General features: G+C 75.2%; 1 protein-coding gene. It reads right to left on the bottom strand.

Features of this window, described 5'->3' with window-relative positions:
* A partial coding sequence (locus tag ACYVE9_RS28380; protein ID WP_461030753.1) for an alanine racemase occupies positions 1-623 on the bottom strand: 623 nt, incomplete at its 3' end.
* Between the last annotated feature and the right edge of the window lie 344 nt (positions 624-967).

Genomic DNA, 967 nt, shown 5'->3' on the forward strand with positions numbered 1-967 from the left:
GCGACCGCGTCACCCACGCCCGCGACATGGCCCTCGTACGCCATCAGGCCCACCAGGCGGAAACCCGGCCGTCGTGCCACCGCGCGCGCCACCTCCGCCAGCTGCTCCGGGGCGTGCAGCGGGGAGCGCCGCGCACCGATCCGCACCCGTCCGCCCAGCAGCCGCAGGGAGGTGTCCAGCTCCAGGCAGACCCGGATCTCCTCGGTACCGCCGCCCCGCGCGGCGTCGATCAGCGCCAGCTGCGCCGGATCGTCGACCATCACCGTCACCGCACCGGCCAGCTTGGCGTCGCCGGCCAGCTCCGCGTACCCCGAACGGTCCGCGGACGGATACGCCAGCAGCACGTCGGGAACGCCGGACCGCGCCAGCCACAGCGACTCCGCCAGGGTGAAGGCCATCACCCCGGCGAACCCGTCCATGGCCAGGGCCCGTTCCAGCAGTGCGCGGCAGCGCACCGACTTGCTGGCGACCCGGATCGGCTTGCCCCCGGCCCGGCGGACCAGGTCGGCGGCGTTCGCGTCGAACGCCGCCAGGTCCACCACGGCCAGTGGCGCGTCCAGGTGAGCGGTGGCCCGGTCGTAGCGGGCCCGGTCTGCTGCGGGATGAGCGTCTGGGGGGAACACCCGGGCAGCTTGCCAGAGCGCGGCCCAGCAGGACAGCCCCCACCGCCGCGGGTTGCCGCACCCCGCGGCACTCACCGTAGAGTGACGCACACACCGTGACCACCCGGCCGATCCCATCGTCGCCCGGGAACCAACCGGCCTGCCCGCGAACGAGATCCGGGCGGCTTCGAGCATGAGGGGGTGCCGGTGAGCACAGAGGCGGACCCGTCACGAGCGTCGTTCCCGCCGCCTCTGGCACCACCGCGGCGCTACGAGCCGATGCCGCCCCCGCGGCGGCCGCTGTACCCGCCCGTCGAGGCCCGCACGATGGTGCCGCAGCCGCGCCACGCGCCGCAGGAACCCCC

The organism is Streptomyces sparsus, from assembly GCF_054776295.1.